Source organism: Actinoplanes sp. DH11 (genome assembly GCF_020873875.1).
GTDB lineage: Bacteria > Actinomycetota > Actinomycetes > Mycobacteriales > Micromonosporaceae > Actinoplanes.
Genome location: NZ_JAHWGU010000026.1, coordinates 42,282 through 65,029, shown reverse-complemented (window position 1 = coordinate 65,029; position 22,748 = coordinate 42,282). Strand labels below are relative to the sequence as shown.

Sequence of the window (22,748 nt, the reverse complement as noted above, 5' to 3'; positions counted from 1 at the left end):
CTGGTATGCCGCAGGGCAGGGCTACCAGTCGGCGAGGAGCAATACGACACCGTGGATGCACCTGAGAGGCAGCGGGCCGGCGGGCTCGCTCCGGTGGTGGTGGCTGTCGCGGCCATCGCCGCCGTGCTGGTGTGGCTGCTGGCCCGGCACGAGTCCGACGTCTTCCTCGGCTACGCCGGTGGTCCGCTCGCCATGGCCGCCGCGGTCGTCGCGAGCCGGCAGGTGGCCCGCCGGGCGGGTCCGCCCCGGCCGGTGCGCACGTTCTGGCGCCGCCTGCAGTTCGCGTCCGGGTGGCTGCTGATCGCCTCCTGCGTCTCGCTGGCCCGGGCCAACAACAACACCGGCCTGTCCCTGCAGACCGCGGTGCCGATGCTGTTCGGCGTCGCGATGATCATGTTGGCGCTGCTCGGCCTGCCCGGCCCGCGGCGTACGGCCCTCGGCTGGCTGCGGGCGCTGCTGGACGCCGCGACGGTGGCCGTGGCCAGTGCGCTGATCTTCTGGTACGTGGTCCTCGACCTCGCCCCGGCCGGAACGTCGCTCGTCACCCGCACCGCCGCGGCGGTCATCGGGGTCGGCGGCGTCCTGCTGCTCGTGATGGTCGGTAAGGCCGCCGCCCGGCCGGAGACCCTCGTCGACCCGGTCGCGCTGCGGGTGATGACGGTGGCGCCGCTGGCCGCGATCGTCGGCAACATCCTGCTGATCGCGGGCGACGACTGGAGTCGCCTCGCACTGTCGGTGCTCGCCATGCCGCTGGTCGGCGCGGCCGTCTGCCTGGCCGCCCGGATCCAGGGCCGGGTGCTGAACGGCGAGCCCCGGCCGGCACCCACGCACCGGTCGCTGTTCAATCTGCTGCCCTTCCTGGCGGTCGTCGCCACGGCCGGCCTGGTCGTCATGGTGAGCGCCCAGGACATGACCACCCGGCAGCGGACCATCATCATCGGCGCCGTACTGATCACCGGCTTCGTGGTCGCCCGCCAGCTGCTCAGCCTGCACGAGAACACGGTCGCGCTGCGCGGGATCCAGCGGCAGCAGGCGGAGCTGGAGCGGCTGGCGCTCACCGACTCGCTGACCGGGCTGCCGAACCGGACCCGGTTCGGGGTGTCGCTGGCCGAGCGGCTGGAGGCGGAGCTGCCGGCCACCGCGCTGCTGATCGACGTCGACGACTTCAAAATGATCAACGACACGGTCGGCCCGACCGCCGGTGACCAACTGCTCTCCCAGGTGGCGGGGCGGCTCCGCGAGCAGTGCGCGGCGGGCGAGACGGTGGCCCGGCTGGGCGGTGACGAGTTCGCCGTGCTGCTGCCGGTGGGTGCGCCCGCCGCGGCCGAGAGCGCCGCGGATCGGCTGCTGCGCGCGCTCGGCGAACCGTTCCACCTGGGTGACCAGCATCTGCTGCTGCACGCCAGCGCCGGCATCGCGATCGCCTGCGCCGGGGACACCGCCGACGAGGTGCTGCGCAACGCGGACATCGCGATGTACGCGGCCAAGGAGTCCGGCAAGGCGTCCTGGGCCCGGTTCGAGCCGCAGATGCGGCAGGACATGGTGAGCCACGCCCGGGTGGCGAGCGAGCTGCGCAACGCCATCCTGCACGGCGAGCTGCGCCTGCTCTACCAGCCCGTCTTCGACCTGGTCACCGGCCGGCTCGCCGGCGCCGAGGCGCTGGTGCGGTGGAACCACCCGCAGCGCGGGTTCGTCTCGCCGGGCGAGTTCATCCCGGTGGCCGAGCGGTCCGGGCTGATCGTGCCGCTGGGCGCGTGGGTGCTGCGGGAGGCGTGCGAGCAGCTGACCCGCTGGCGTGCCGAGCACGGCACCGGTGCGATCGAGGCGATAAACGTCAACGTCGCGGTCCGGCAGCTGCGCGAGGCCGGTTTCGTCGACGAGGTGGCGGCCGTGCTCAGTGACAGCGGCCTGACCCCGCACAACCTGATCCTGGAGGTCACCGAGTCCTCGGTGGTGGACGGCTGGCAGGTCCGGGAGACCCTGGAGGCGCTGCACGAGATGGGTGTCAGCCTGGCCCTGGACGACTTCGGCACCGGCCAGTCGTCACTGAGCCTGCTGCGGGAGTTCCCGGTCGACGTGCTCAAGCTGGACAAGTCGTTCGTCGACGGGATCGCCGACGGCGAGGACCGGGGCCGGCTCGCGGTCGCCGGCGCGGTCGCGCAGCTCGCCGAGCACCTGCAGCTCAAGACGGTCGCGGAAGGCATCGAGAGTCAGGCGCAGGTGGATCGGCTGCGGGCGCTCGGTTACCGGTACGGCCAGGGCTTCTTCATGGCCAAGCCGCTGTCCGCCGCCGACTGCGGTGCGCTGATGGCAGCGGATCCGGTGCGCGCCGCGTAAAAAGGGGTAGACCTCGAGCCCCCTTCAGGTCGTACCTTGACTCGCATGACCGCCATACAGGGCCACACGAAGACCTTCTATCACATCCTCGGCAACACCTTGCTTGTGTCGGTCATGAACTACACCGTGTGGTTCGCTGTCACTTTTTGGGTCTATCTGCAGACCCGGTCGGTCTTCGCCACCGGCCTGATCGCCGGCATCTTCCTGGTGCTGACCGCGGCGACCGGCATCTGGTTCGGCAGCATCGTCGACGGGCGGCGCAAGAAGACGGCGATGCAGGGGTCGGCGGCCGCGTCGCTGCTGCTCTACGCGGCCGCGCTGGCGGTCTATCTGGTCACCCCGGCGGACGACTTCCGCGACCCGGCGAGCGTGTCACTGTGGGCGCTGGTCCTGCTGCTGATGTTCGGCGTGATCGCCGGCAACATCCGGGCCATCGCCCTGCCCACCCTGGTCACGCTGCTGATCGAGGAGGAGTTCCGGGACCGGGCGAACGGCCTGGTCGGCACGGTCACCGGCGCCACGTTCCTGGTCACCTCGGTGATCAGCGGCGTGCTGGTGGCGTTCGACGGGATGTTCTCGGTGCTGCTGCTGGCGATGACGACGCTGGGTCTGGCGCTGGTGCACCTGTTCTTCGTGACCGTGCCGGAACGGGGGGTGGCGCACACCGGCGACGGCGGCAAGTCCGGCATCGACCTGCGGGGCACGCTGCGGATCATCGCGGGCGTCCCCGGGCTGATCGCGCTGATCCTGTTCACCACGTTCAACAACTTCCTGGGCGGGGTGTTCATGGCACTCGCCGACGCGTACGGCCTGTCGCTGGTCTCGGTGCAGTCCTGGGGTCTGCTCTGGGGCGTGCTGAGCACCGGTTTCATCGTCGGCGGGCTGGCCGTGTCGCGCACCGGGCTGGGCCGCCGCCCGGTCCGGCTGCTCCTGCTGATCAACGTGGTGCTCTGGGCGATCATCATCGTGTTCCCGCTGCGCGCCTCGATCTGGTGGTTCGCCGCCGGCATGTACCTCTACATGATCCTGGTGCCGTACGCGGAGGCGGCCGAGCAGACCATCCTGCAGAAGGTGGTGCCCTACGAGCGGCAGGGCCGGGTCTTCGGCCTGGCGCAGAGCGCGGAACAGGCCGCCTCGCCGCTTACCGCGTTCCTGATCGCGCCGGTCACCCAGTTCTTCTTCATCCCGTTCATGGTCGACGGGTGGGGCGCGCGCGAACTCGGGCCGTGGTTCGGCACCGGCGCCGACCGGGGGATGGCCCTGGTCTTCGTGCTGACCGGCATCATCGGCGTGATCGCGACGACGCTGGCGCTGGCGAGCCGGCCGTACCGCCGGCTCGACGAGCGGACGGCCCGCGCCACCGCGGAGAGCGAGCCCGCGGTGGCGTGAGCCGGGGTGACACCCGTGTCAGGCGTCGACCTCGCGGCGGTCGTCGGTGGCCCACAGGGTGTGGAACGAACCGTCCTTGTCCACCCGGTGGTAGGTGTGCGCGCCGAAGAAGTCCCGCTGGCCCTGGATCAGCGCGGCCGGCAGGCGCTCGGCGCGCAGCCCGTCGTAGTAGGCGAGGGCGGAGGCGAAGCCCGGTGCCGGGATGCCCTGCTGCGCGGCGGTCACCACGACCCGGCGCCAGGCGTCCTGCGCCCCGGCGACCGCGTCCAGGAAGTACTCGTCGACGAGCAGCGTGGCCAGGTCCGGCTTCTTGTCGTACGCCTGCTTGATGAAGTCCAGGAACTTGGCGCGGATGATGCAGCCGGCCCGCCAGATCTTCGCCATCGCGCCGGGGTCGATGTCCCAGCCGTACTCCGCGGAGGCCGCCTGGATCTGCTGGAAGCCCTGGGCGTACGCCACGATCTTGGAGGCGAAGAGCGCCTGCTCGACGTCCGCCTTGAGGTCGCCGGTGTGCGCGCCGGCGTTCGCCGCCGGACCCGGCAGGGCCGCGTCAGCCGCCGCCTGGCGCACGTTCTTGCCGCCGGAGAGCGCCCGCGCGAAGACCGACTCGGCGATGCCGGAGACCGGGACACCCAGGTCGAGGGCGGCCTGCACGGTCCAGCGGCCGGTGCCCTTCTGCTCCGCCTGGTCCAGCACGATGTCGACGAACGGCTTACCGGTCGCCGCGTCGGTCTGCTTCAGCACCTCGGCGGTGATCTCGATGAGGTACGAGCCCAGCCGGCCTTCGTTCCAGTCGCCGAACACCCCGGCGATCTCCTGCGGCGAGAGCCCGCCGACCTGACGCAACAGGTCGTACGCCTCGGCGATGAGCTGCATGTCGGCGTACTCGATGCCGTTGTGCACCATCTTGACGAAGTGGCCGGCGCCGTCCGGGCCGACGTGCACGCAGCACGGCTCGCCGTCGACCTTCGCCGAGATGTCCTCCAGCAGCGGACCGAGCGCCTGGTACGACTCGACCGAGCCGCCCGGCATGATGCTCGGGCCGTGCAGGGCGCCCTCCTCGCCGCCGGACACGCCGGTGCCGACGAAGTGCAGGCCGCGCTCCTTGAGGGCCGCTTCCCGGCGGCGGGTGTCCGCATAGTGCGCGTTGCCCGCGTCGATGAGCATGTCCCCCTCCTCCAGGAGCGGGGCGAACTCGTCGATCACGGCGTCGGTGGCGGGGCCGGCCTTCACCATGATCACGACGCGGCGGGGGCGCTCCAGGCTCGCGACGAACTGCTCGGCGGTCTCGGCCGGCAGGAACGTGCCCTCGTCACCGAACTCCTCGACCAGTTCCTTGGTGCGGCCGTAGGACCGGTTGTGGACTGCCACGGTGTGACCGTGCCGGGCGAAGTTGCGGGCCAGGTTGCGGCCCATCACCGCCAGGCCGGTGACTCCGATCTGCGCCTTCTGCGACATCCTTGCGTCCTTCCTCGTCACCCGCGGTGTTACGGGCCCCGCGGTCATTCTTACGGGATCCGCGGCCCGGGGGTTCGATCACGTCCACGTGTTGAGCCACTCAGATCCGCGCTGTCACGACCGATGGCTACTCTCGTGACACGTTTTCTGGGCGTGCCCGTCTACCTGTCGGTGGCGGGCGCACTGACGGCTGCCATGCCGGTGGCTGCCCCGTCCGGACGTCCCCTGCTCATGCTGTTCGTCTCGGTGGTCGCCGCGGTGCCGGTGATCGCGGTGCTGCCGCGTGTGGCGGCTGTCGATCGGCGCCCGTACACCCTGTTCGCCCTGGGTTTGTGCTGGCTGGTCCTGAGCAACGTGGTGACCTGGCACAACGGACACGGTGACCTGCTCGTGGTGGTCAGTAACGTGCACCTGCTGGCCGCAGCCGGGAGCATGGTGCTGCGCCGTGGCCGCAACGACGTGGGCGGCCTGATCGACGCGTGCGTGGTGGCGATCGTGGTGGCGGCCCTGGTCTGGACCGTGCTGCTGCAACCCGGCCTGAGCGCCGCGCAGGTGGCGGTCGGCCGGCAGAGCACGCTGCTCGCCAACGTGCTGCTGCTCGCCGGTCTGCTCGGTGGAGCGGTCCGGCTGGTCACGGTGGCGCACCGTCCGCCGGCGGCCCTGGTGGTGCTCACCGTGTCGATCGTGTTCGATGTGGCAGGTGTCGCCGTGGCGGCGTTGGACACCGGCTCGATCACCGGTTCCTCGGCGGGCGGGCAGATGCTGTTCATGATCGCCTACATCCTGGTGGGATCGGCGATGCTGCTGCCGGGCGCGACCCGGCTGGGTGAGCCCGGTCCGGTTCCGCCCGAGCGTCCGTTCCGGGTCCGGGTGCTGTTCCTGACCGGCGCCGCCGCGGTCGTCCCGCTGGTGTCGGCGGTCCGGGACCTGCTCGGCATCCGCGGCGACACCGCGCTGCTCACCGTCGGCAACCTGCTGATCGTCGTGCTGATCGCGATCCGGGTGGCGCGGATCGCCGAGCAGCGCGAGATCGCCGAACGGCGGATGCGTCATCAGGCCACCCACGACCTGCTCACCGGCCTGCCGAACCGGGCCGAGGTGTGGAGCCGCCTCGACGCCGCCCTGGCCCGGGAACGCGCCGCCGGCCGGACCGGGGTGGTGCTGCTCTTCTGCGACCTCGACGGCTTCAAGGCGGTCAACGACCGGCTCGGTCACCTGGCCGGTGACCGGCTGCTGACCGAGGTGGCGGCCCGGCTGCGCGGCGGGCTGCTGCCGGACGAGACCGTGGCGCGGTACGGCGGCGACGAGTTCGTGCTGCTCTCCGCCCACCCCGACGCCGTGGACCGGCTGACCGGGCACGTGCGCGCGGCGGTCGCCGCGCCGATCCTGATCGCGGGGGAGCAGGTCCGGGTCGGTGCCAGCGTCGGCGCGATCCGCTCCGACGGCACCCTCGACGCCGACGAACTGATCCGCCGCGCCGACCAGGCGATGTACCGGGAGAAGGCGGCCGGTCGCGCCGCGTGATGCGGTTCCGCCGGCCGGCCGTGTTGTTTTCCCGGCCCCCGGCGGGGTGGCGGCCGGTGCGATCGGGGCGGCGGTACGCTTCCAGCCATGCCGCGCCGGACCTTCCTGCCCTCCGGAGGGTGCTGAGATGCGTCGCGGCGAGATCTGGACCATCGGCGACCGGTCCGACCTGCGATACCGGGTGCTGGTGCTCTCCGGCGACACCTACAACGAGCGGAACAACGCGGCGCCCTTCTGTGCCCCGATCGTGCGGCAGCGGGGCGTGACCGAGCTCCCGCCGTACGCGGTGGCGCTGACCGAACAGGACCCGATAACCGGTGTCGTGGTGATCAATCGGATGCGCCGGCTGCCCGCCTCCACCGGCGCCGAGCGGATCGGCATGGTGACCGGCGCCAGCATGGCCCGCCTGACCGAGGCGATGCGGTCCCTTTTCGAGCTCTGAGCGACGTCCGGCGTTCGACGCGCCCGAATGCCCGACGCCCGACCGGGTGACCTCAGCGCGGTGATGTCGCAGGCAGGAGGCCTGCCCGGATGATCGGGGGATGCGAGGCGGGCGCGGCCTGGCGTAAGCAGGAACCCAGAGCGGGCGGGAGGTCGCTGTGGGTGGTCAGGCGTATGCGCGGGCGCCGGGTGCGCTGCGTCCCGGAACTGGTGACGAGTCCGCGGGCACGGCGCAGATCGGGGTCGACCGTGCCGTCGGCCTGCTCGCCGGGCGGGCCCGGTGCCGGCTTGCCGACGCGCACCGGCAGATGCTGCGGATGGCCGCCGAGCAACGCTGCGACGTGTCCGAAGTGGCCGGCCGGGTGATCCGGCTGCTGGACACCACGCAGGAGCACACCGACCTGGCCGAGGTGGTCACGGTGCTGAGCCGCGCCGAGACGGTGAGCCGCCGGGTCACGCCGTGGCCGGCCACCGTTCAGGGCGTGCTGGACGCGCTGCCCGGCATGTCCGGGTACTTCACGGCCGACCGTGACGAGGCCGGCCGCCTCATCGACCTGGTCTGGGTCGCGGCCAGCCCGGAGGCGATCACTCCGGACGGCCGGCGTGGCACGCAACTGCTCGGACTCCCGGTGAGCAGGCACAGTCCCGAGGTGATCGGCGGCGAGCGCTGGCAGACCTATCAGCGGGTGCTGGACACCGGTGAACCCGCCGACCTGGGCCCGCTGCGGATCGGCGAGGGTGAGTTCACGGTCCGTGCCCGGCTGCTCGGGCCCGGTCTGCTGCTCAGCTGGGAGCGCCGCGCCGACCCGGGCCGGGAACGCGACCGGCTGGACGGCATGGAGCAGCTCGGCAAACTCGGCTGGGGTGAATGGGACCTGGTCAGCGGCGAGATCTACTGGTCGCCGCAGATCTATCGGATCTACGAGCGGGACCCGGCCCTGGGCCCGCTCAGCCAGGAGGAGGCCGACCGCATCGCGGTCGCCGACGACCGGCCGCTGCGGGACGCCGCGCTCGACGCGTTCCGCCGCTCGGAACGGGTCGACCTGATCACCCGGATCCGGGTCGGCAACCGGGTCAAGCACGTGCGCACGGTCGCCGACGCGGTGCGCGACGCCGAAGGCCGGCCGCTGCGCATCCACGGCGTCGTGCAGGACGTCACCGACCAGCAGGCCGGGGCGGAGCGGCTCGCCGAGGTGGAGCTCCAGCTCGACCGGCAGAGCCGGACCCTCGCCGCCGAGCACGATCTCGCCGCACGCCTGCAGCGGATCATCCTGCCGATCCCGGACCAGCCGATCGAGCTGCCCGGCCTGCGCGCGGCCGTGCGTTACCTGCCGGCGACCGAGGAGACCACGGTCGGCGGCGACTGGTACCACGCGGCGGCGTTGCGCGACGGCTCGGTGCTGCTCGCCGTCGGCGACGTGGCCGGGCACGGCACCTGCGCGGCCACCACGATGGCCCAGCTGCGCAACGCCCTGCGGGCCCTGTCGGTGATCACCGGTGATCCCGGCGCCCTGCTGGGCCATCTCAACCAGCTCACCTGCGAACTCGAGTCGCAGAACCCGGAGCTGGCCGCCACGGCGGTGATCGCCCGGTTCGACCCGGCCCGGCGGGAGCTGGTGTGGGCGCAGGCCGGTCATCCGCCGCCGCTGCTCACCCGAGCCGGCCGGACCCGCCCGCTGGCCCGCCCGCCGGGTCCGATGCTCGGCGTGGTGGACGGCGCCACCTACTCCGACGCGGTCACCGACTTCCTCCCCGACGACGTGCTGCTGCTCTACACCGACGGCCTGGTCGAGCACCGCAGCCGCAGTCTCGACGCGGGCCTGGACGCGGTGATCGCCACGATCGACGACGTGGTCCGGGCGGCGCCGCGGCGGCCGCTCGGCGAGTTGCTGGGCCGGCTGCACCGCGCCAACCCGGACGACGACACGTGCATCCTGGCGGCCCGGCCCCTGCCCTGCCCGGTCTCCGCCGCGCCCTGCGCTGCCGGATAAATCGGACGTATGGGGCGGGCTGGGCCGGGTACCGGATCGGCATGATCCGGTACGGGGACGAAGTGGCGTCGATGGCCCGGCCGTTGCGCGACCCGGGCGACCTGGAGATCCTGCTGGACCGGGCGGCCGGTGCGCGGGTCGTCCAGATCGGCGAGGCCACCCACGGCACGCACGAGTTCTACGCCTGGCGCGCTGCGCTGACCCGGCGGCTGATCGAGGAGCGCGGTTTCTCGTTCGTCGCGGTCGAGGGGGACTGGCCGGACTGCGCCCGGGTGGACGCCGCGGTGCGGTGCGCGCCGGGCGCCCCGGCCGACCCGCGGGCCGCCCTGGTCCGCTACGACCGGTGGCCGACCTGGATGTGGGCGAACGAGGAGACCGTCGACTTCGTCCGCTGGCTGCGCGACCACAACGCGCGCCGGCCGCCGGACGACCGGGCCGGCTTCCACGGGCTCGACGTCTACTCGCTGTGGGAGTCGATGCGCGAGATCCTGGTCTGGCTGCGCGAGCACGACCCCGACCTGGTGCCGGCGGCGCTGGACGCCTACCGGTGCTTCGAGCCGTTCGCCGAGGACCCGAACGCCTACGGCTGGGCCACCCAGTTCGTGCCGGCGAGCTGCGAACAGAAAGTGGTCCGGATGCTCACCGAGGTCCGCGACCGCGACTTCGGGGTGTGGCAGAACGCCGAGGTGGTGGCCGGGGCGGAGGGCTACTACCGGAGCATGGTGCGAGGTGGGCCGGACGCCTGGAACATCCGCGACCGGCACATGGACCAGACGCTGGACCGCCTGCTCACCCGGTACGGGCCCACCGCCAAGGCCGTCGTCTGGGCGCACAACACCCACGTGGGCGACGCCCGGGCGACCGACCAGTCGATGTACGGCGAGGTCACCCTGGGACAGCTGGCCCGGGAGCGTTTCGGGGACGACGAGGTCGTGCTGGTGGGGTTCGGGACGTACCGGGGAAGTGTCGTCGCCGGGCCCGCCTGGGGTGGGCAGGCGGAGGTGATGGGGGTGCCGGAGGCGCGGCCCGGTTCGCTGGAGGACGTGCTGCACGAGTCCGCGCCGCCCTGCGGCCTCTTCGTCTTCCCGGCCGGGCAGGACCGCCCGGACCTGCTCACCACCGAGCTGGCGCACCGGGCGATCGGGGTGGTCTACCAGCCGCGCAAGGAGCGGTGGGCGAACTACGTGCCGACGGTTCTCGGTGATCGCTACGACGCGTTCCTGTGGTTCGACGAGACCCATGCGCTGCGGCCGTTGCACACCCTGCGGGTCGACACCAGGGAGCCGGAGACATTCCCGTCCGGGGTCTGAAATCAAATCCCGCTTAAATGGATCTTCGCTTTGCCGCAACCGATGAGTCCACATCGGATAGGTGGCCACGCATATGTGTCCCTGAATACGGATCCCGCCGGCACTGATCGGTTTTACGCTGTGCCCTCACCGACCACAACTCGGAACTCCTGGGAACGGGGTGCACATGAGAACAGTGTCACGCGTGCTGCTGGTGGTGCTGCTCACCGTCTGCGGCACGGTCACCACGGCGGCCTCCCCAGCCACCGCGGCAACATTGCCCGGCCTGGTGCTGACGAATGCGGCCACCGCGCTACCGGCCGAACTCGCACCGCTGGCCACGGGTCGCCGCATCCAATACGTCACCACCGGAGTGACCGGCGGCGTCATCACGGCGACCGGGCTGGTCCTCACTCCGAAAAGCGGAAAGAACAACAAGATAGTTGCCTGGGGGCATGGAACGACCGGGCTCGCCGACCAGTGCGCGCCGTCGTCCAATCAGGGGGTGTTCTGGGAGGAGGCGCGAATCGCGGTCGCCGAACTGCTCAGTCGCGGATGGACGGTTACGGCGCCGGATTACCCCGGTTTGGGTACGGTGCAGGCGCACCCGTACCTGATCGGTGCCAGCGCCGGCCGCTCCTTGATCGACAGTGTCCGGGCGGCGCGCAATCTGGACGCGTCCCTCGGCACCGGCTATGTCGTCGACGGCCATTCCCAGGGTGGTCAGGGCGCGCTGTTCGCCAGCCAGCTGGCACCGTCCTATGACGGGAATCTTGTCCTCAAAGGAACGGCGAGCATCGCGCCGGTCTCCAACACCGAGCAGATCACCCCGTACATCGCGGGCACCGAAGGCCAGGGATACCTGGTGATGGCCCTGTACGGGCTCGCCGCGGTGGATACGGGCTTCAACCCGTACTCGGTGCTTGCCGCTCCCGCGGAGGCCAAGACCGGGGTGCTGCAGACCGGCTGCCTCTACGAGATCCTGAACACCTACCGCACCTTCACCGACAAGCAGCTGGTCACCGGGGGCACCGTGCCACCCGCGGTGGTCGCCAGGATGGCGGCTCTGCAGAACCCGGCGCAGACCGCCCCGAGCGCACCGGTACTGATCGTGCACGGCACCGCGGACGAGGCCGTGCCGTACTTCCTCTCCGCGGATTACCTGGTTCCGCAGATCCAGGCCTACGGCGTCGCGGTGGACTTCCTCGGCATCGCCGGCGCCAACCACGACCAGGCGGTCATCGACTCCGCCGAGTATGTGGCGGATTGGATCGCCGGCCGGTTCGCCTGATCGGCACCCTGTTTCCCGTGGAGCCCGGCGGCGATCCCGCCGGGCTCCCGCACGTTGTCCGGCAATCCATCTGCGCAGGGTGAGGTCCGATGACAATGCTGTGACAGGTGGTGTCGAAACGGCCCGCCGCATGTCCGCCGATGTGCCCCTACCGGCCCGGGCGGCGTCTTACGGTGACGTCGTGAGCTCGGAAGCAACCCGCACGCCCCGGTGGTCCCCGGACGACATCAGCGTGAAGGTCAAGATCATGGGCGCCGTCCTGATGGCCGCCGTGGTGGCGGTCCTGGTCGGCATCGGCGGGCTGTTCGCGCTGAGCGAGAGCAGCGACAAGGCCAACCTCATCTACACGAGCAACGTGGCGAGCATCCGGGCGGTCGGTCAGGTCAAGGCCATAGCTATGCAGACCCGGTCGGACGTCGCCAACCAGGCGCTCTCGCCGGACGAGGCGTCGACCACCAAGTTCACCAATGCGGTGAACAAGGATGTGGACGCCTTCGAAGCGGCGATGACCAGCTACCGCAACAGCATGCCGTCCGGTAACCCGGAAACCATCGATCGCCTGGCTACTCACTGGGACACCTACGTCACCCTGGTGCGGGAGAAACTGCTGCCGGCCGGCGCCGCCAACCAGCTGACCACGTGGGCGAAGGTGCGGGACACCGAGACCATCCCGGTGCTCACCAAGATCTACGCCGACATCGACGAACTGGACGCCACCGAGACCGCCGACGCCTCCAAGAACGCCGCAGCGGCACGGTCCAGTTTCGAGTCCAGCCGCATCGTGCAGATCGCCACCCTGGTAGTGGGCCTGACGCTGGCGCTGGGCATGGGGTACTACGTCGCGTCCCGGATCGTCCGATCGCTCTCCGCCGTGCAACGGGTCTGCGAGGCCCTCGAAGCCGGTGACCTCACCCAGCGCACCGGCCTGCACAGCAACGACGAGACCGGCCGGATGGGCCGTTCGCTGGACGCGGCGACCGTCTCGCTGCGCGACGCGGTCCATACGATCGAAGGCTCCGCCGCCTCGCTGGCCGGCGCCAGCGAGGAGATGACCAGCACCGCCGCGCAGATCGCCCGGTCCGCGGAGCAGGCGTCCGACCAGTCCGCGGCCGTCTCCAGCGCCGCCGAGGAGATCTCCCGCAGCGTCGACACCGTCTCCGCCGGTGGCGAGGAGATGGGCGCGTCCATCCGCGAGATCTCCCACAACGCCAGCGAGGCCGCCCAGGTCGCCGCCGAGGCGGTCGGCCTCGCCGCGGTCACGTCGAGCACCATGAACAAACTCGGCGAATCCTCGGCGGAGATCGGCAACGTCATCAAGACGATCACCGCGATCGCCGAGCAGACCAACCTGCTGGCCCTCAACGCCACCATCGAGGCGGCCCGCGCCGGTGACGCCGGCAAAGGCTTCGCGGTGGTCGCCTCCGAGGTCAAGGACCTGGCTCAGGAGACGGCCCGGGCCACCGAGGACATCTCCCGGCGGGTCGAAGCCATCCAGGCCGACACCGAGGGCGCGGTCGACGCGATCGGGCGCATCTCCGACGTGATCGCCCGGATCAGCGACTTCCAGACCACCATCGCCTCCGCTGTCGAGGAGCAGACCGCGACCACCGCCGAGATGAACCGCAGCGTCTCCGAGGCCGCCACCGGCACGAACGACATCTCGCGCAGCATCGTCGGCGTGGCCGAGGCCGCGCAGAGCACCAGCCAGGGCGTCGCCGAGACGCAACAGGCGATCGCCGAACTGGCCCGGATGTCGACCGACCTGAACACCCTGGTCTCCCGCTTCCGCGTCTGACGGGCCGGATCGCGGTCGTGGTCGCCGCGGCCGCTCCCGGACGACCGGCCGTGCGGGGAGGCGGCTACCCGGCCGCCCTCGCACGGAGCCGCAACACCACGGCGTATCCCCAGCCGATCAGACCGAGAACGGTCAGCAACTTGAAGATCACGTAGCCCTCCCAAGGCGCCCCCGGCACGTCCGGCGGGACCGCCCCGGTGGGAGAGACCAGCTCCGACCCGGCCGCGATCGACGGCAACGCCAGCAACGCGCCCCCACCCCAGGCCGGCGCGTTCCACGGCCGGCGCCCGACATGCCGGGCCGTGAACCTCGACGCCGCCCACCCGCCGAGCAGGAGCCCGACGAGCCCGCCGGCCAGGGCCGTCGGCCGGACCAGTGCCGGCTCGGGACGCTGGAAGACAACGCCCGCACCGCCGTCGCCACTGCTGCGGAAGACCGCCAGCTCCACACCGGCGCGGCGCGCGGTCACCGACTCCACGGTGTCGGCGTCGGAGAGCCGCTCGCTCCTGACGGCCGGTGGGACCCGCCACCCGGCCCGCTCCAGCGTCCCACGGACCACGGCGAGGTCGCCGACCGGAACCGGCACCAGCACCGACCCGCCGTCGTACTCGTCATCGCTGATCAGGCGGGTCATCCAGTCCGGCGCCGGGTCGCCGAATATCGCGTCCCACCGCTCGCTGGGGCCCACCGCGGTGCCCGGCAGAACCTCGGCGACGATCTCACGGGCGCGCTGATCGCTCGGCAGCGGATCGGCGCCCCGCCAGCCCAGCCAGGCGCCGGCCGAGCCCATCCCGGCAGCGACCGTGAGTGCCACGAGGACCACCGCGACCCAGCGGACGAGCCGGTGCCAGGCCTGGGGCCGGGCGCGATGCATATGAATGGCGGGATCCGGCATTCGAGCACCTTAAAAGGCCGCAGGAATCGGATGCCTCTCCAGGGCCCGGCGAGGTGCTCAGAACGCGTAGCGCACGCGCAGGTACGGCGTCCGCTCGGCGATCAGGTCGGTCAGCTGGCGGACGTAGGCGCCCTTGTCGCCGGTGCGGTAACGGACGTTGAGGTCGCCGTTCTGAGACCGCTTGACCTGTTGCAGGTCGGGCCGCCACAACAGTTCCTCCGCCTTCGGGTGCCAGCCCAGGTTCACCTCGTGCAGGCCGCGGTTGTGCGTCAGGAAGATGATTTCGCAGGCGAGCTGCTTCTTCGCGGCCGGCCCGATCCCGGCGTCCAGGTGGTCGAGCAGGTCACGCCAGTCGGCGAGCCAGCCGTCGCGGACCACGACCGGGCTGAAGTTGACGTGCACCTCGTACCCTGCCTCGACGAAGTCGTCGATCGCCGCGATCCGGTCCGGGATCGGGCTGGTCCGGATGTCCAGCAGTTTCGCGTCGGCCGGCGGCATCAGCGAGAAACGGATCCGGGTGCGGCCCCGCGGATCCCAGTCGAGCAGATCGCGATTGACGTGCTTGGTGGCGAAACTGGCCTTCGCGGTCGGCAGATCACGGAACAGCGTGACGAAATCCCGTACGTTGTCGCTGATCCGCGCGTCGAGGGAACAATCGGAGTTCTCGCCGATGTCGTAGACCCAGCTCACCGGATCGCACTCGTTCGGCTCCGGTTTCTCGCCCTGCCGCCCGGCGTGCCGTTTCGTGTATCCCAGGATCTTCTCGATGTTGGCGAACACCGTGATCGGATTGCTGTAACCCTTGTGCCGGGGAACGTAACAGTAGGCGCAGGCCATCGCGCAGCCGTTCGCCGTGGAGGGCGCGATGAAATCCGCGGACCGCCCGTTCGGCCGCGCCGCGAGCGTCTTCTTAACCCCCAGGACGAGTGCTTCCCGCTTGATCCGCACCCAGCGCCGGACGTTCGTCTCGTCGCCGTAGACCTCGGGGATCCGCTGGTGGCTCTCCACCTCCACGATCGTGGCGTCCGGGAAACGGTCCAGCACCTCCCGCCCGCGCGGCAGGTCGGCCGCCGCCGGTTCGAGATAGATGCGCCGGATGTCCAGGAGGTCGCTCACCGGTCAATTGTCCGCTGTTCCGGCCCGTGACGCCGGGAAGGACGGGCAGGAAATCGGTGAGCGAGCCCACGCAGGCCTGCCGCCCTGCCGGTGCGGCCTGCCTCGCTGCCGGTCCGGCCCGCCGAACTGCCGGTCCGGCCCGCCGATCTGGCGCAGAATGACGGGGTGAGTGTCATCGCGCAGGCGTACCCGCTGTGGTGCGCCGCCCAGGACGGCGACGACGTGCGCGTCGGCCGGGTGTTCGGCTGGATGTCGGACCAGACGTCGCCCGAGGCCGTCGCGGCGGAGAAGATCGCCGACTCGGTGGCGGCCTCGGGTGCGGAAGCCAGGTTCTCCCCGCTGGTGACGTGGGACCCGCCGCGCGGCGGCCTGGTGGCGGGCATCCTGGTGCGGTGCGGCCGGGACGGCAAGGGCCATTTCCTGCCCCTGCACTTCGGCGAGACGCGCGAGCAGGCCCTGGCCGCGGCGCAGCAGTCATCGGGCCGCTCCTGAAGAAGCTCGGGCGCCCCGGCCACGCTCAGCTGTTCACCCGGTAGCGGGCGAAAACCGTACCCTTCGCGAAAGTGCGCTGGTCGAGCAGGGTGAGGTCGCGGCGAACGCCGTCGGGGAGGGCTCGCGTGCCGCCGCCGACGATCACCGGGCAGATGATCAGGCAGACCTCGTCGATCAGGCCCGCGCGGTACGCCTCGCCGGCCAGGGTGGGCCCGCCGATCGCGAGATCCCGGCCGGCCGACTCCTTGAGCGCGCGGACCGCCTCCGGGTCGAAGGTGCGCTCGATACGGGTACGGGCACTGCGCGGCTCCGTCAGCGTCGACGAATACACGATCTTGTCGGCGGCTCGCCAGATCTCGCTGTAGTCGAGGATGTGGCCGGGGAGGCCGGGCTCCTGGTGGGCGGTCTCCCAGAAGGACATCACGTCGTACATCCGGCGGCCGTACAGGTGGGTTCCGATGCCCCGGTCCAGGTCGTTGCAGAAGCGGTGCACCTCCTCGGTGGGTTCGCCCCAGTCGAACTTGCCGCCCTCGTCGTTCACGAATCCGTCGAGCGACACGATGTTCATGGCGATCAGCTTGGCCATCTCCGGCCCTCCGCATCCTGGCATCCTAAATCCAGTTGCATGTTGCAACCGGTCCAGCCTAGAGAGGTCGATGGGGGCGCGCAACCGGTGCGGGCCGGAAAAGCAGCCGGCCACCGCACGAACCGAAGCCCGCGCGGTGGCCGGATGTGCGCCTGTGGCTCAGTACCTGCAGCGCAGGATCGTCAGGCTGTGCCGCATCACGTTGACCTGGCTGCCCGCCTTCGCCGTCCGCCGCCGGCCGGCCAGCAGCGGGTCGGCGGTGTTCGCGACGACCTCCCAGGTCCGGCCGTAGTCGCGGCCCGGCAGGGTGAACGCCACGTCCTCGCCCAGCGGGTTGAACAGCACCAGGAACGAGTCGTCCTTGATCTCCTCGCCGAGCGCGTCCCGCTCCGGGATACCGCGCCCGTTGAGGAACACCGTCATGGTCATGCCGCTGCGGGTGCTCCAGTCGGACTCGGTCATCACCTCGCCGTCGCGGCGCAACCAGGCGATGTCCGGCAGCTTCGAGTCGCCCGCCGGTTCGCCGGTGAAGAACCGCCGGCGCCGGAAGATCGGATGCTCGGCGCGCAGCTGGAGCAGCCGGGTCACGAAGCCGGTGAGCACGTCGAAGTTGCGGGCGTCGTCCCAGTCCACCCAGGAGATGTCGTTGTCCTGGCAGTAGACGTTGTTGTTGCCGCGCTGGGTGCGTCCCAGCTCGTCGCCGTGCGCGATCATCGGCACGCCCTGGCTGAGCAGCAGCGTCGCCAGGAAGTTGCGCTTCTGCCGCTCCCGTAGCATGACGATGTCGGCGTCCTCGGTCGGCCCCTCGACCCCGCAGTTCCAGGACCGGTTGTGGCTCTCGCCGTCCCGGTTGCCTTCGCCGTTGGCCTCGTTGTGCTTGTCGTTGTAGGAGACCAGGTCGCTGAGGGTGAAGCCGTCGTGCGCCGTCACGAAGTTGATCGACGCGATCGGGCGGCGGCCGTCGTCCTGGTAGAGGTCGGAGCTGCCGGTGAAGCGGGACGCGAACTCGCCCAGGCTCCACTGGTCGCCGCGCCAGAAGTCGCGCACCGAGTCGCGGTACTTGCCGTTCCACTCGGTCCAGTTCGGCGGGAAGCCACCGACCTGGTAACCGCCGTCGCCGACGTCCCACGGCTCGGCGATCAGCTTCACCTGCGAGACCACCGGGTCCTGGTTGACCAGGTCGAAGAAGGCGGCCAGCCGGTCCACCTCGTGGAACTCGCGGGCCAGCGCGGCGGCCAGGTCGAAGCGGAAGCCGTCCACGTGCATCTCGGTCACCCAGTAGCGCAGCGAGTCCATGATCAGGCGCAGGGACTCGTGGTGCCGGACGTTGAGGCTGTTACCCGTACCCGTGGTGTCGTAGTAGTAGGACTTGTCCTGGTCGACCAGCCGGTAGTAGGCCGGGTTGTCGATGCCCCGGAACGACAGCGTCGGGCCCAGGTGGTTGCCCTCGGCCGTGTGGTTGTAGACCACGTCCAGGATGACCTCGATGCCGGCCGCGTGCAGGGCCTTCACCATCGACTTGAACTCCTGGACCTGCCCGCCGCGCCCGCCGAACGACGAGTACCCGTTGTGCGGCGCGAAGAAGCCGATCGTGTTGTAGCCCCAGTAGTTGGTGAGCCCGCGTTCCACCAGCCCGCTGTCGTGCACGAACTGGTGCACCGGCATCAGCTCGACGGCCGTGATCCCGAGCCGCTTGAAATACTCGATCATCCGGGGGTGGGCCAGCCCGGAGTACGTGCCACGGACGTCGTCCGGGATCTCCGGGTGCTGGATCGTCATGCCCTTGACGTGCGCCTCGTAGATCACCGTCTCGTACATCGGGATCTTCAGCGGGCGGTCGTTGCCCCAGTCGAAGAACGGGTTCACCACCACGGACTTCGCGGTGAAGGGCGCCGAGTCGGCGTCGTTGTACGACATCGGGTCACCGAAGTCATACGAGAACAGCGCCTGATCCCACCGGAAGTCGCCGTCGATCGCCTTGGCGTACGGGTCCAGCAACAGCTTGCTCGGGTTGCACCGCAGTCCGCGGGACGGGTCGTGAGGTCCGTGGACGCGATAGCCGTACCGCTGCCCCGGCACCACGCGCGGCAGGAAGCCGTGCCAGACCAGCGCCTCACGTTCCGGCAGGTCGACCCGGGTCTCCCGGCCCTCCTCGTCGAAAAGGCACAGCTCCACGCGGGTGGCCGCCTCGGAGAAGATGGCGAAGTTGGTGCCACCGCCGTCATATGTCGCACCCAGCGGATACGGGTTGCCAGGCCAGATTTTCATGGGCCACAGACTGCCCAATAAATGTGTTCTGGAAAACACCGTTCGATGTGACGGATGTCCTGCGTGTCGGGGGCCCCGGCGTGGGATTTTGCACTCCCAGTGCACTTGTGTGCTCCACGCTGGGCGTTTAGCGTCCTTCCATGTCGGATACATGGACGTTTGCCGTTGCCCGCGAGGACCTCGGCCGGACCGCGCTCGTTGACGGCGCGACACCGGAACCAGGCGCCGGTGAGGTGTTGCTCCGGGTCGATCGCGTCGGGCTGACCGCCAACAACGTCACCTACGCGGTGCTCGGCGAGTCGATGCGGTACTGGCAGTTCTTCCCCGGCGGCCCGCGCGGCCTCGGGCCCGAGTGGGGCCTGCCGCCGCTGTGGGGCTTCGCCGACGTCATCGAGTCACAGGTGCCGGGCATCGAACCGGGACTGCGGGTGTACGGGTACCTGCCGCCCGCCGGCCACCTGGTGGTGCGGCCGGAACGCGTCGACGCCGCCGGTTTCCGGGACGGCAGTGCGCACCGGGCCGAGCTGCCGTCACCGTACAACGCCTACCGCTCGACCGGGTCCGACGCCGCCTACCGCGCCGACCAGGAGGACCTGCTGATCCTCTACCGGCCGCTGTTCTTCACCTCGTTCATGCTCGCCGACCAGGTCGCCGACAACGACTTCTACGGTGCGCGGCAGCTCGTCCTGTCGTCGGCCTCCAGCAAGACGGCGTACGCCGCCGCCTTCGAACTCCACGGCCGGGGTCCCCGCGTGGTCGGCCTCACCTCACCCGGCAACGTGTCCTTCACCCGGTCCCTGGGCTGCTACGACGACGTGCTCTCCTACGACGACATCGACAACCTGGACGCCGTGCCCACCGCGTACCTCGACCTCTCCGGCGCGCCGGCCACCCGCGCCGCCCTGCGGCAACGGCTCGGCGACCTCCTCGTCCGCGACATCGCCGTCGGACTCACCAACCAGGTCCCCAACGCCGACGCGGCGGGCGAGGTGTTCTTCGCACCGGTGCAGATGCGCAAACGCAGCCGGGACTGGGGCCGCGACGGCCTGGACCAGCGCTTCGCCGTCGCCTGGCAGCGCTTCGCCGCCGTGGTGGGGGAGTGGCTCACGGTGCGGGCCGGCAACGGCCCGGAGGACCTGCGGCAGGCGTGGCTTGACGTCTACCACGGGCGTACGCCCCCGCAGGAGGGCCAGATCATCCAGTTCTGATCGGGTCCACGGCGGCGGGGCCGGGTGGCGTGGGGGTCTCAGCTGAGCAGGGACTGGGCGACGGCCCGGCCGGAGAGCCAGGCCGTCTGCACCCGGGGACGGCCGAAAGCGTCGCCGCACAGCCACACCCGGCCGTCGACGGCGTAGGGCGCGGATCCGGCCGGAGGCGACGGCTGGGCGTATGTCCACCGGTGCACCTGCACCTCGGGCCGCGCCGCCAGGCCCAGCAGCTCGCCGACCGCGCCCGCCAGGACGGGTCCCGCGGCGGCGGGGTCCTCGAGGTGCTGGGCGGCCAGCGCGGCTGTCGAGTGCGCGACGAGTACGGGGGCGCCGTCGCCGCGGCGGTCACCGTCGTCGCACACCGTGGCGAGCAGGGGGTGGTCGTTGACGAACGCGCCGGGCAGGGTGTCCCATTCCCGGGCCGGGTAGGTCAGGACTGCCGCGATCACCGGCTGCCAGGTCTGTGCCCGCGCGACCTCGGCGACCGCGCCGGGCGGGTCGAGGCGCAGGGCCTGCGGGCCGGGCATGGCGAGTACGACGGCGTCCGTGTCACCGGGTATCGCGTCGACCCGGGTGGACAGCCGGACGTCGAGGCCGTCGGCGAGGTCGGTGGCGAGCGAGCGCAGGCCGCCGGGTGCCGCCCACCGGACCGGTCCCGTCGACGGGTCGCCGCCGGGGTAGACCCGCAGGGTGTCGGTCCACGGCCGGGCCAGTCCGCGCGAGCGCCACGACTCGGCCTGTGCGGCGAAGGCGGGGTCGTCGGCGACGAAGTAGGCGGCACCGATGTCGGCGTACCGCCCGCCGTACCGTTTGCTGGCCAGCCGCCCACCGGCCACCCGGCCGCGTTCCAGGACCCGGACCCGCGCCCCGCCGCCGGCAAGTGCCCGCGCACACGACAGCCCGGCCACTCCGGCGCCCACCACCACAACGTCCATGATCGGACCTTATCCGGGCCCCGGCCGCCCCGTGGGTCAGGACTCGACGCAGAAGACGTTGCCCTCGGGGTCGGCCATCACGGTCAGCTCGCCCGGTGTCACCACGGTGGCGCCGAGTGCGCTGAGCCGGGCCACCTCGGCGGGCACGTCGCCGCCCGGGGCGCGCAGGTCGAAGTGCATCCGGTTCTTGGCCACCTGTGGTTCCGGCACCTTCTGGAACCACAGGTCAGGTCCACCCCAGCCGGGCGCCCGCACGTACGCCTTGTCGCTTGTCGCCTCCTGGTCCAGTTCGCCGCCGAGCACGGCTGCCCAGAACCGGGCCACGACCAGGGCGTCCACGCAGTCGAACGTGATGCTCTTGACGTACGTCAGTGTTCCGCTACCGACCGGTACCACGCGATTTTCTCCCGTACCCTCTGCTGCTCGAGTCGCAGTTGCGCGACCTTCTCGTCGATTTCGCGGTCGTGCTCCTCGAGCAGCGCGGTGCGCTGCCCCGCCGTGTCGTCGCCACCTTGGAGCAGCTCGGCGAAGCGCCGCAGCCGCGCGATCGGCATGCCGGAGTCGCGCAGGCAGCGCAGCAGCCCGAGCCGGGACAGGTCGTGGTCGGAGAAGACCCGGCGGCCGACGGAGTCGCGCTGGACCCCGTCCATCAGGCCGATCTTCTCGTAGTAGCGGATCGTGTCGATGCTGACCCCGATCCGACCGGCTGCCTCGCCCGGCGTGTACGGCACTTTCGTTACCCCCATGTATTGACCTGGAGCGCGCTCCAGCCGACAGGGTAACGGGCATGGCAACCGATATCACCATTGTTCTCGGCGCGCTCGCGTTCGGCACCCGCATCGACCACGCGCAATCCTTCGACCTGCTGGACCACTACCTCGACCTGGGCGGGGAGTGGATCGACACGGCGGACAACTACGCGTTCTGGATGGACCCGAGCGGCCGGGGCGGGCAGAGCGAGACCGTGATCGGTCGATGGCTGGATCAGCGTCCGGGCGCCCGCGAGCGGGTGCGGATCAGCACCAAGGGCGGCGCCGAGGGTTTCCCGGACAACGCCGACGGGCTGTCCGGACCGGCGCTCACGAAAGCCCTGGGCGGCAGCCTGGATCGGCTGCGGACGGAGCGGGTCGAGCTCTACTGGGCGCACATCGAGGACCGGTCGGTGCCGCTGGCGGAGACGGTCGAGACGCTCGGCGGTTTCGTCGCGGACGGCAGGGTGGTGCGGCTCGGCGTTTCGAACCATCCGACGTGGCGCGTGGACCGGGCCCGGGAGATCGCCCGCAGCCGTGGCCTGGCGGGGTACAGCGCGATCCAGTTGCGCTGGTCCTACCTGCAGCCGCTGCCGGGGTTCCCGCTGCCGCAGAGCGCGCACGTGCACGCCACGCCGGAGACCTTCGACTACCTGGCGTCGACGGACGGCATGTGGCTCTGGGCGTACAACACGCTGCTCGACGGCGGTTACACCCGTGCGGACCGGCCGCTGCCGGACGCGTACGACCACCCCGGCACCGTACGCCGGCTCGCCGCGCTCGACGCGGTGGCGGCGGAGACCGGCGCGACCCGCAACCAGGTCGTCCTCTCCTGGATCGCCGGCGGCAAGGCGGCCGTCGCGCCGATCGTCGGGGTCACCACGGCCGCGCAGATCACCGAGGCGCTGGGCGCCCGGGGCGTCCGGCTGACCGCGGAGCAACGGACACGTCTCGATCTCGCCTGCTGACCCCGCGATCGATTGA

19 protein-coding genes are annotated in these 22,748 nt (G+C 70.9%); 11 read left to right on the top strand and 8 right to left on the bottom strand.

Annotated elements, in window-relative coordinates:
• The first annotated feature begins 51 nt into the window (after positions 1–51).
• Both LPA41_RS30835 and LPA41_RS30830 read left to right on the top strand, forming a co-directional pair.
• Entirely contained in the window at positions 52–2,337 is a 2,286-nt protein-coding gene (locus LPA41_RS30835; protein ID WP_229074549.1) for an EAL domain-containing protein, read from the top strand.
• Positions 2,338–2,382: 45 nt separating this feature from the next.
• Positions 2,383–3,726 carry an MFS transporter gene (locus LPA41_RS30830; RefSeq protein WP_229074548.1) on the top strand — a complete coding sequence of 448 codons (1,344 nt, stop codon included), beginning with the start codon at positions 2,383–2,385 and terminating at the stop codon, positions 3,724–3,726.
• A gap of 18 nt (positions 3,727–3,744) precedes the next feature.
• Here LPA41_RS30830 and gndA read toward each other — a convergent pair whose 3' ends face one another.
• Complete coding sequence (gene gndA, locus LPA41_RS30825) at positions 3,745–5,184, bottom strand: NADP-dependent phosphogluconate dehydrogenase (RefSeq protein WP_229074547.1); 1,440 nt, start codon at positions 5,182–5,184, stop codon at positions 3,745–3,747.
• Between the two features lie 135 nt (positions 5,185–5,319).
• Between gndA and LPA41_RS42785 the strand changes: the two genes are divergently transcribed.
• The 6 genes from LPA41_RS42785 to LPA41_RS30795 all read left to right on the top strand — a co-directional run bounded on the left by LPA41_RS42785 (position 5,320) and on the right by LPA41_RS30795 (position 13,515).
• Positions 5,320–6,708: a GGDEF domain-containing protein gene (locus tag LPA41_RS42785; RefSeq protein WP_229074546.1), complete on the top strand. Its 1,389-nt coding sequence runs from the start codon at positions 5,320–5,322 to the stop codon at positions 6,706–6,708.
• Positions 6,709–6,835: 127 nt separating this feature from the next.
• Positions 6,836–7,150 carry a type II toxin-antitoxin system PemK/MazF family toxin gene (locus LPA41_RS30815; protein WP_229074545.1) on the top strand — a complete coding sequence of 105 codons (315 nt, stop codon included), beginning with the start codon at positions 6,836–6,838 and terminating at the stop codon, positions 7,148–7,150.
• Positions 7,151–7,307: 157 nt separating this feature from the next.
• The gene (locus LPA41_RS30810; protein WP_229074544.1) at positions 7,308–9,140 is read left to right on the top strand and encodes a SpoIIE family protein phosphatase; all 1,833 of its coding nucleotides are present in this window, start codon (positions 7,308–7,310) and stop codon (positions 9,138–9,140) included.
• A 41-nt stretch (positions 9,141–9,181) separates the two neighbouring features.
• Positions 9,182–10,450 (top strand): erythromycin esterase family protein, encoded by a 1,269-nt coding sequence (locus tag LPA41_RS30805; RefSeq protein ID WP_229074543.1) that lies wholly within the window; start codon positions 9,182–9,184, stop codon positions 10,448–10,450.
• A gap of 166 nt (positions 10,451–10,616) precedes the next feature.
• Positions 10,617–11,720 carry an alpha/beta fold hydrolase gene (locus tag LPA41_RS30800; protein ID WP_229074542.1) on the top strand — a complete coding sequence of 368 codons (1,104 nt, stop codon included), beginning with the start codon at positions 10,617–10,619 and terminating at the stop codon, positions 11,718–11,720.
• Between the two features lie 181 nt (positions 11,721–11,901).
• Entirely contained in the window at positions 11,902–13,515 is a 1,614-nt protein-coding gene (locus tag LPA41_RS30795; RefSeq protein WP_229074541.1) for a methyl-accepting chemotaxis protein, read from the top strand.
• A 64-nt stretch (positions 13,516–13,579) separates the two neighbouring features.
• On the opposite strand, the gene LPA41_RS30790 is transcribed toward LPA41_RS30795, so the two are convergent.
• Positions 13,580–14,410, bottom strand: coding sequence for a hypothetical protein (locus LPA41_RS30790; protein ID WP_229074540.1), 831 nt, complete (start codon positions 14,408–14,410; stop codon positions 13,580–13,582).
• Positions 14,411–14,467: 57 nt separating this feature from the next.
• Positions 14,468–15,526, bottom strand: a complete 1,059-nt coding sequence (locus LPA41_RS30785) for a spore photoproduct lyase family protein (protein WP_229074539.1) — start codon at positions 15,524–15,526, stop codon at positions 14,468–14,470.
• A gap of 165 nt (positions 15,527–15,691) precedes the next feature.
• On the opposite strand from LPA41_RS30785, the gene LPA41_RS30780 reads away from it, so the two are divergent.
• Positions 15,692–16,018, top strand: a complete 327-nt coding sequence (locus tag LPA41_RS30780) for a hypothetical protein (protein ID WP_229074538.1) — start codon at positions 15,692–15,694, stop codon at positions 16,016–16,018.
• Positions 16,019–16,043: 25 nt separating this feature from the next.
• Here the strand turns inward: LPA41_RS30780 and LPA41_RS30775 are convergent, their stop codons facing one another.
• Complete coding sequence (locus LPA41_RS30775) at positions 16,044–16,604, bottom strand: dihydrofolate reductase family protein (RefSeq protein WP_229074537.1); 561 nt, start codon at positions 16,602–16,604, stop codon at positions 16,044–16,046.
• Between the two features lie 159 nt (positions 16,605–16,763).
• Positions 16,764–18,872 carry a glycogen debranching protein GlgX gene (gene glgX / locus LPA41_RS30770; RefSeq protein WP_229074536.1) on the bottom strand — a complete coding sequence of 703 codons (2,109 nt, stop codon included), beginning with the start codon at positions 18,870–18,872 and terminating at the stop codon, positions 16,764–16,766.
• A gap of 140 nt (positions 18,873–19,012) precedes the next feature.
• Between glgX and LPA41_RS30765 the strand changes: the two genes are divergently transcribed.
• Positions 19,013–20,080: a DUF2855 family protein gene (locus LPA41_RS30765; protein ID WP_229074535.1), complete on the top strand. Its 1,068-nt coding sequence runs from the start codon at positions 19,013–19,015 to the stop codon at positions 20,078–20,080.
• A 38-nt stretch (positions 20,081–20,118) separates the two neighbouring features.
• On the opposite strand, the gene LPA41_RS30760 is transcribed toward LPA41_RS30765, so the two are convergent.
• Genes LPA41_RS30760 through LPA41_RS30750 form a run of 3 tightly spaced genes read right to left on the bottom strand, consistent with a single transcriptional unit; the run spans position 20,119 to position 21,761 of the window.
• Positions 20,119–21,015, bottom strand: coding sequence for an NAD(P)/FAD-dependent oxidoreductase (locus LPA41_RS30760; protein WP_229074534.1), 897 nt, complete (start codon positions 21,013–21,015; stop codon positions 20,119–20,121).
• A 36-nt stretch (positions 21,016–21,051) separates the two neighbouring features.
• A complete protein-coding gene (locus tag LPA41_RS30755; protein WP_229074533.1) occupies positions 21,052–21,411 on the bottom strand; it encodes a VOC family protein in 360 nt (119 codons plus the stop codon).
• On the bottom strand, positions 21,384–21,761 hold the full coding sequence (locus tag LPA41_RS30750) for a MerR family transcriptional regulator (RefSeq protein WP_255690680.1): 378 nt from the start codon (positions 21,759–21,761) through the stop codon (positions 21,384–21,386). The genes LPA41_RS30755 and LPA41_RS30750 overlap by 28 nt, the downstream gene beginning before the upstream one ends.
• Before the next feature lie 41 nt (positions 21,762–21,802).
• On the opposite strand from LPA41_RS30750, the gene LPA41_RS30745 reads away from it, so the two are divergent.
• On the top strand, positions 21,803–22,732 hold the full coding sequence (locus LPA41_RS30745) for an aldo/keto reductase (RefSeq protein WP_229074532.1): 930 nt from the start codon (positions 21,803–21,805) through the stop codon (positions 22,730–22,732).
• Positions 22,733–22,748 lie beyond the last annotated feature (16 nt).